Source organism: Methyloceanibacter sp. (genome assembly GCF_050728395.1).
In the GTDB taxonomy this organism is placed as follows: domain Bacteria; phylum Pseudomonadota; class Alphaproteobacteria; order Rhizobiales; family Methyloligellaceae; genus Methyloceanibacter.
Genome location: NZ_JBOHJB010000106.1, coordinates 1 through 8153 on the forward strand (window position 1 = coordinate 1; position 8153 = coordinate 8153).

Consider the following 8153-nt stretch of genomic DNA (forward strand, 5'->3'; position numbering starts at 1 on the left):
GCTCACCCAGATGGTGTCCTCGGGCAGGCCCACATGGCCATGAATCTTGGCGATGGCGCCCGACAGCATGGCGCCGGTGGTGCGGTCGGTGTTCCTGATCGGCAGCTCGATCTTGACCGGCTTCTTTTCCTCGATGGCGGCGGCGGAAAGCTCGATCAGCTTGCGGTCGAGCACCTTGTCGAGGTGATGGTCCTGGCGCTCGGAATTATAGATCGCGACCTCTTTCGGCACTTCCGGCCTATGGAACAGGCGGGCGAAGTCGAGCCCCTTCGCCTTCCAATGGTCAATGGCCTCGCTCTTATCCAGAATCTCGGTCTGGCCGATCATCTCGGCGAAGCTGCGGAAGCCGAGCGCAGCCATATATTCCCGCACTTCCTCGGCGACAAAGAAGAAGAAATTGATCACGTGCTCGGGCTTGCCCTGGAAGCGTGCGCGCAACACCGGGTCCTGGGTGGCGACGCCGACCGGGCAGGTGTTGAGATGGCATTTGCGCATGTAGATGCAGCCGGCGGCGATCAAGGGCGCGGTGGCGAAGCCGAACTCATCGGCGCCGATCAGGGCTCCGACCACGACGTCGCGCCCAGTGCGGATGCCGCCGTCGACCTGCACCGAGATGCGGCCGCGCAAGCGGTTGAGCACCAGGGTTTGCTGCGTTTCGGCAAGGCCGATCTCCCAGGGGGAGCCGGCATGCTTGATCGAGGTGAGCGGCGAAGCGCCGGTGCCGCCTTCGAAGCCGGCGATGGTGACGTGGTCCGAGCGCGCCTTGGCGACGCCGGCGGCGACCGTGCCGACGCCAACCTCGCTCACCAGCTTGACGCTGACGTCGGCGGCGGGGTTGACGTTCTTCAAATCGTAGATGAGCTGCGCCAGATCCTCGATCGAATAGATGTCGTGATGCGGCGGCGGCGAGATCAGGCCCACCCCCGGCGTCGAATGGCGCACCTTGGCGATCGTGGCGTCGACCTTGTGGCCGGGGAGCTGACCGCCTTCGCCGGGCTTGGCGCCTTGGGCGATCTTGATCTGCATCATGTCGGCGCTCATCAAATATTCGGTGGTCACGCCGAAGCGGCCTGAGGCCACCTGCTTGATCTTCGAGCGCATCGAGTCGCCGTTCGGCAGCGTCTTGTAGCGGTCGGATTCCTCGCCGCCTTCGCCGGTGTTGGACTTGCCGCCGATGCGGTTCATGGCGATGGCGAGCGTGGTGTGGGCCTCGCGGCTGATCGAGCCGAACGACATGGCGCCGGTCGAGAAGCGCTTGACGATCTCCTTTGCCGGTTCGACTTCCTCAAGGGGCACCGGCTTGCGGCCCATCTCCTCGGCGGTCTTGATGCGGAACATGCCGCGCAACGTCAAAAGCTGTTCGGACTGCTCGTTGATCTGCTTGGCGTAGGACCGGTATTTCTCCGGCAGCGCGCCGCGCACGGCATGTTGCAGATCGGCGACCACGCTCGGGCGCCACATATGCGCCTCGCCGCGAATGCGGAAGGCGTATTCGCCGCCGACCTCGAGCGCATCGCGCAATACCGGCGCGTCGGAAAAGGCGAGCCTGTGGCGCTCGACCGTCTCGCGCGCGATTTCCTCGAGTCCCACGCCTTCAACCTGGCTGTTGGTGCCGGTGAAATATTTGGCGACGAATTCGGAGCGCAATCCCACGGCGTCGAAGATCTGCGCACCGCAATAGGACTGATAGGTGGAGATGCCCATCTTGGACATCACCTTGAGCAGGCCCTTGTCGACCGCCTTGATGTAGCGCTTGACCGCCTCTTCCGCGGTCAGCTCCTCGTCGATCTCAGGCAGCATGGCCTCGAGCGTCTCGAAGGCGAGGTAGGGATTGATCGCCTCGGCGCCGTAGCCTGCAAGCGTTGCGAACTGGTGCACCTCGTGCGCCTCGCCGGTCTCCACCACGAGACCAACCGAGGTGCGAAGCCCGCAGCGGATCAGATGATGGTGCACGGCGCTGGTGGCGAGCAGCGAGGGGATCGGGATGCGCTCGGGGCCGGCCGCCCGGTCGGAGAGGATGATGATGTTCTCGCCCTCGCGCACGGCGGCCTCGGCGCGCTTGCACAACGTGTCGAGCGCTTCGCCCATGCCGGCTGCGCCTCGGTCGGCGCCGTAGGTGATGTCGAGCGTGGCGGTGCGGAACTGATTGTCGGCGACGTCGCCGATGCCGCGAATGCGCTCCAGGTTCTCGTTGGTGAGAATCGGATGGGCCGATTCGAGCCGCTTCTGCCTCGAGGTGCCTTCGAGGTCGAGTAGGTTCGGCCGCGGCCCGATGAAGGTCACGAGCGACATGACCAGCTCCTCGCGGATCGAGTCGATCGGAGGATTGGTCACTTGCGCGAAGTTCTGCTTGAAATAGGTGTGCAGCAGCTTCGGCCGGTCGGACAGCGCCGAGAGCGGCGTGTCGGTGCCCATGGAGCCAACCGCCTCCTGGCCCACTTGCGCCATCGGCGCCATCAGGAACTTGGTGCTCTCTTGGGTGTAGCCGAAGGCCTGCTGGCGATCGAGCAGGCTCACATTGGTTCGGGGCTGCGGCGAAGAGGAACCCGGCAGCTCATGCACGCGGATCTGGGTGCGATCGAGCCATTGTTGATAGGGATGGGCTCCCGCGAGCTCGGCCTTGATCTCCTCGTCGGAGACGATGCGGCCTTTGGCGAGATCGATGAGCAGCATCTTGCCCGGCTGGAGCCGCCATTTCTGCACGATGTTCTTCTCGGGGAAGGGCAGCACCCCGGTCTCCGAGGCCATGACCACGAGACCGTCGTCGGTCACGAAATAGCGGGCGGGGCGCAAGCCGTTGCGGTCGAGCGTGGCCCCGATCTGCCGCCCGTCGGTGAAGGCCATGGCGGCAGGGCCGTCCCAGGGCTCCATCAGGCAGGCGTGATATTCGTAGAAGGCGCGGCGCTTGCCATCCATCAGCGGATTGCCGGCCCAGGCCTCGGGGATCAGCATCATGGCAGCGTGGGCGAGTGAGTAGCCGCCTTGCACCAGGAATTCGAGCGCATTGTCGAAACAGGCGGTGTCCGACTGGCCCTCATAGGAGATCGGCCAGAGCTTGGCGATGTCTTTGCCGAACAGCGGCGAGGAGACGCTCGCCTGGCGCGCCGCCATCCAGTTGAGATTGCCGCGCAGCGTGTTGATCTCGCCGTTATGGGCGACCATGCGGTAGGGATGGGCGAGCTTCCACGACGGGAAGGTGTTGGTCGAGAAGCGCTGATGCACCAGTGCGAGGGCGGAAGCGAATTTCGGATGGTGCAGGTCGAGATAGTAGGCACCGAGCTGATAGGCGAGGAACATGCCCTTGTAGACGAGCGTGCGGCAGGAGAGCGACACGGTGTAGAAGCCGATGTCGCGGCCGCCGGTATCGCCGTTGATGGTGTTGGAGATCACCTTGCGCAGGATGTAGAGCCTGCGCTCGAGACTCGCCTCGTCCTTGATCGTCTTGCCGCGGCCGATGAACACCTGACGGTGTTGCGGCTCGGTCTCGATCACCGGGGCGCTGAGGCAGGAATTGTCGGTGGGCACGTTCCGCCAGCCAAGGAGCTGCAAGCCCTCGGCCTCGACCACGCGCTCAACCACCGACTGGCAATAGATGCGCTGAGCCTCGTTGCGCGGCATGAACATGTAGCCGACGCCGTAATGGCCAGGCTCAGGCAGCGAAATGCGCAGCGGCCCGGTGACCACTTTGAGAAACTCATGGGGAATCTGCACGAGGATGCCCGCGCCGTCGCCGGCAAGCGGGTCGGCGCCGACGGCGCCGCGATGGGTCAGATTCTCGAGGATCTGGAGACCTTGCTCGACGATTCTGTGGCTCGGCCGCGCCTTCAGATCGGCGACGAAGCCGACGCCGCAGGCATCGTGCTCTCTCTTCGGATCGTAGAGTCCTTGCGCTGGGGGCGGCGATGCGGGCCCCGTGAACTCGCGATTTGAACCTTGATCAATTACTGGCATCGCACGCAAACCTGCTCAAGCGCAGTTTGTCTCCAAAAGAGCATAGGCCAATTCAGGTCAAGAACAACGCGCAAGCCCGCTTTCGCGAACCTAGCCTCGTCGCAAACACCATGGCGTTAAGGACGGGAATGGACTCCGGGACCCGCGCGCCAGCCTGGAGCTTCCGGCTGATGCTTCAGCCACAAAGGTCAGCAAGCCTGTCCTATTCGTCCTCAAAATGACAGATTTCCGATGACCGCACAAGCGGGATTAAGCTTGCCAGGCTATGTCACGGGCCCTGAAGGCCGAGCAATTCCGCCACGGCGTGAAAAAGGGCGCCCTCGATTTGGCGAAGGCGCCCTGCGAAGCGACTGGCCCAACTGAACTCGTCATTGCCGGGCTTGACCCGGCAATCCATTCCATTCGTGCTCAGGCTCGCTCGGTCGGAACGGAGTGGATGCCCGGATCGAGTCCGGGCATGACGATTCTTGGGAAGCGGAGCGCTTAGGCAGCCTTGCTGTCGATGACCCTGGGCTTGTCGCTTTTGGTCTCGATCGGAATGGTGCGCGGCTTCATCGCCTCGGGCAGCTCGCGCACGAGGTCGACATGCAGCAAGCCATTCTCGAGGCTGGCGCCCTTCACCACCACGTGGTCGGCAAGCTGAAACCTGCGCTCGAAGCTGCGGCCGGCAATGCCGCGATGCAGGAAGGTGGTCTCTCCGACCTCAGCCTGTTTCTCGCCACGAATCGAGAGCGTGTTCTCTTTCACCTCGATGGCGAGGTCCTTGTCGCCGAAGCCGGCGACCGCCATGCTGATGCGATACTCGTTCTCGCCGACGCGCTCGATGTTGTAGGGCGGGTAGCTCGGAGTGTCGCCCTCGAAGGCGCCGAGCGTATCGAGCAACGAGCCGAGGCGGTCGAAGCCGATGGTTGAGCGATAAAGCGGGGTAAGATCAAAGTGCCTCATGTCACATCCTCCTTGAGAAGCGATATGTTGATGCCCGCTCATTGCTTTGAGCCGGGCGTGTCGAATTCGCGCACGCCTTGAGGCCTTGCGCGGCCAGAGATATGGGAAGCGGTGCCTACACCGTCAAGGGTGGGTAATGGCATGATTCACAACAATAAAACCGGTTTGCCAAGACGCTGAAAAAAGGGGATTTTCAACGTCATGGACCTGGTCGCAACTCCGAAGAACCCGATCCCGCTCGGCGTCTCGGTCGGATTCTTGAAGGGCAAAGGCGGCGTGCCGTTACGCTTTGCGCGCTGGCGCTCGGCGCTCAAGGAGCGGCACGGCACGGTCTGCATCTTTCCCGGACGCAGCGAGTTCATCGAAAAATATTTCGAGGTGGTGGGCGAGCTCAGGCGCAGGGGCTTTGCCGTGGCGGTGCTCGATTGGCGCGGGCAGGGCGGATCGGGGCGGCTGCTCAGGAACTCTCTCAAAGGCCACGTCAAGAGCTTCAGCGACTACGAGGACGACGTCGCGCGCTTCATGAACGAGGTGGCGTTGCCAGATTGTCCGCCGCCTTATTACGCGCTTGCTCATTCCATGGGGGGGACCGTGCTGCTCAAGGCCGCGACCATGCGGGGGTGCTGGTTCTCGCGCATGGTGCTGACGGCGCCGATGCTCGAGATCGCCGGCCTGCCGATGCCGCCGGCCGCGGTGTCGGGGATCGCCACCGGGCTGTCGTTGTGCGGACTGGGCAGGCTCGCGGTGCCTGGCGGCATGAAGGAATATGTCGCCAATCAGACCTTCGAGGGCAATCCGCTGACCGGCGACCATGAGCGCTTCCTGCGCAATCTGTCGGTGGCCAACGCGGCTCCGGCACTTGCGGTTGGACCGCCGACCCTCGGCTGGGTGCGGGGCGCGCTTTCGGCCATGGCCGCGGTCAACAGCGACCGTTTCCCGGACCGGCTCCGCGTGCCGGTGCTGATGCTTGCCGCCGGCGACGACCGCATCGTGTCGAGCAAGGCAACCGAGTCGTTCGCCGATCGGCTGAAAGTAGGCGCGCAAATCCTGCTCAGAGGATCGCGCCACGAGATCCTGCAGGAGCGCGACCTGATCCGCGAGCAGTTCTGGGCGGCGTTCGATGCCTTCGTGCCGAGCGCGGTCGCGAGCAAGCTCGGCGAGCCCATCGTCGCGTGACCACCCGGACACGTCATTGCCGGGGCTTTGGGCATGGATGCCCGGATCAAAGCCTGCCCTCGGGCCACGACCCGAGGGTCCGGGCATGACGATTCATGTTTTACTGAGTGAGGATTTTCACCGCCTGCTCGTGCAGGCGCGGATCGCCGGCGGCGAGGATGCGGCCGCCTCGGCGCGGGTCGCCGCCCTCCCAGGTCGAGACCACGCCGCCTGAGCGCTCGATGATCGGGATCAGCGGCAGGATGTCGAAATCCTTGAGTCCTGCCTCGACCACGAGGTCGATCTGGCCAAGAGCGAGCAGGCAGTAATTGTAGCAGTCGCCGCCGAAGCGCCTGAGGCGCACGGCGCTCGCGACGCGTGCGAAGCTCGCCTGCTCTTCCTCGCTCTCGAACAGGTCTGGGCTCGAAGCGGTGAGCAGCGCATCGCTCAGAGTCCGGCAGGGGCGGGTGCGGATGGTCTGCTCGATGCCGCTCGAATGGCGGAAATAGCTTTGCCGCTCCCCGCTCCAATAGCGCTCGCCGGTGAAGGGCTGGTTCATGAGCCCGAGCAGGGGCACGCCGTTTCGCACCAGTCCGATCAGCGTGCCCCACAGCGGCTGGCCGACGATGAAGGCGCGCGTGCCGTCGATAGGATCGATGATCCAACAATAGTCGGCGTCGGGAGCCGTCGCTCCGAACTCCTCGCCGACGATGCCGTGGGCTGGGTGGGTGGCGGCAAGCGCCGACCTGATGGCGGTCTCGGCGGCGAGGTCGGCAGCGGTGACCGGATCGAACAGGGCGCCCCCTTTGTGGTCAATCGCGAGGCCTGTCCGGAAATGCGGCAATATGACCGCGCCAGCCTGGTCGGCGAGGGCGTGCGCGGTGGCGAGAAGGTCGTCGAAGTCGGGGTTGGCGGGCACGGTGTCCCTTAAGGGGTTTTCCCCTTTGGATTCAAGCATCAAATGAACTTCAAGGCGGCCTCTCACGGGCCGAAAATCGGCTCTCTCGAGGGCATCTTGTGATCGAATTGCACCAGTGTTTCACAATTGCCGCGGAAACGAGAGTGAAACCTTGCATTTTGTGCGTCGCAATGACATATTGTTGCAACGCGGCATGACCCTCCTGTTGTGCCGCTGCCCTCCTTGGGCGTTTCCTCCCTAGACTTGGGCCGTTCGGATCCTTTCGAACGGCCCCTTTTTTTGCCGAGGCTTCGGCTACTCGGCGGCGGCGCGCGGAACGGCGATTTCCGGAACCGCGGCGATCAGCGCCCGCACCATTCCTTCCAAATCGCGTTTTATCCGGTCAAATCCCGAGGATTTGTCGAAGGTGCTCTCATGCATATAGAGCGCCCGGTTGATCTCGACCTGAAGGGCATGCACACCGGCATGCGGCCGGCCGTAATGCTCGGTGATGTACCCGCCAGCATAAGGTTTGTTCAACGCCACCACATAGCCTTGGGCTTTCAGCGCGTGGGCCGCAGCCCTGGTCAACTCGCCACTGCACGAGGTGCCGTACCGGTCGCCAAGGACGAAGTCCGATCTGGCGCCGCCCTGATCGGAGATCGGGTTCGACGGCATGGAGTGACAGTCGACGAGCACGGCGAGCCCGAAGGCTTGCCTTGCCTCGGCGAGCAGGGCTTTCAGGGTATCGTGGTAGGGCGTATAGAGCCGGTTGATGCGTTCGAGCGCTGCAACCAGCGACAGCGGCTCGCGATATATCTCGTCGGACTCCGAAACGATGCGGGCGATGGTGCCGAGGCCGCCGACCACGCGCACCGACTGGGTGTTGGCGTAGTGCGGCAGGCCGTCGCGGATCAGCGCCGGGTCGAGCTCGTAGGGCTCGCGGTTGACGTCGAGATAGGCACGCGGGAAATGGGCATAGAGCAGGGGGCTGCCGAGCGCGCTCACGAAGCCGAACAATTCCTCGACATAAGCGTCCTCGGAGCGGCGAAGCGTCAGCGCATCGAGCTTGGAGCTTGCCAGGAAGGCGCTTGGATAGACCCGGCCGCTATGGGGGGAGTTGAACACCAGAGGGGCGGCAAGCTCGGCCGGCCTTGCCACCCCGAAGGGCGGCGAAAGTTCCCTCTCGATCGCCTCAGCCTCT

At 64.0% G+C, this 8153-nt stretch carries 5 protein-coding genes; 1 reads left to right on the top strand and 4 read right to left on the bottom strand.

Annotation, left to right across the window (positions count from 1 at the left end; all coding sequences use genetic code 11):
• Both gltB and ACREC7_RS14335 read right to left on the bottom strand, forming a co-directional pair.
• Positions 1 to 3951: glutamate synthase large subunit (gltB, locus tag ACREC7_RS14330; RefSeq protein ID WP_431556369.1), on the bottom strand; the 3951-nt coding region annotated here is incomplete at its 3' end.
• 483 nt (positions 3952 to 4434) lie between these two features.
• The gene (locus tag ACREC7_RS14335) at positions 4435 to 4896 is read right to left on the bottom strand and encodes an Hsp20 family protein (protein ID WP_431556370.1); all 462 of its coding nucleotides are present in this window, start codon (positions 4894 to 4896) and stop codon (positions 4435 to 4437) included.
• A gap of 201 nt (positions 4897 to 5097) precedes the next feature.
• Between ACREC7_RS14335 and ACREC7_RS14340 the strand changes: the two genes are divergently transcribed.
• A complete protein-coding gene (locus tag ACREC7_RS14340; protein ID WP_431556371.1) occupies positions 5098 to 6072 on the top strand; it encodes an alpha/beta fold hydrolase in 975 nt (324 codons plus the stop codon).
• Positions 6073 to 6172: 100 nt separating this feature from the next.
• Here the strand turns inward: ACREC7_RS14340 and hisN are convergent, their stop codons facing one another.
• Positions 6173 to 7009, bottom strand: a complete 837-nt coding sequence (gene hisN / locus ACREC7_RS14345; protein ID WP_431556372.1) for a histidinol-phosphatase — start codon at positions 7007 to 7009, stop codon at positions 6173 to 6175.
• A 255-nt stretch (positions 7010 to 7264) separates the two neighbouring features.
• Positions 7265 to 8140 (bottom strand): N-formylglutamate amidohydrolase, encoded by an 876-nt coding sequence (locus ACREC7_RS14350; RefSeq protein ID WP_431556373.1) that lies wholly within the window; start codon positions 8138 to 8140, stop codon positions 7265 to 7267.
• Positions 8141 to 8153: the final 13 nt, after the last annotated feature.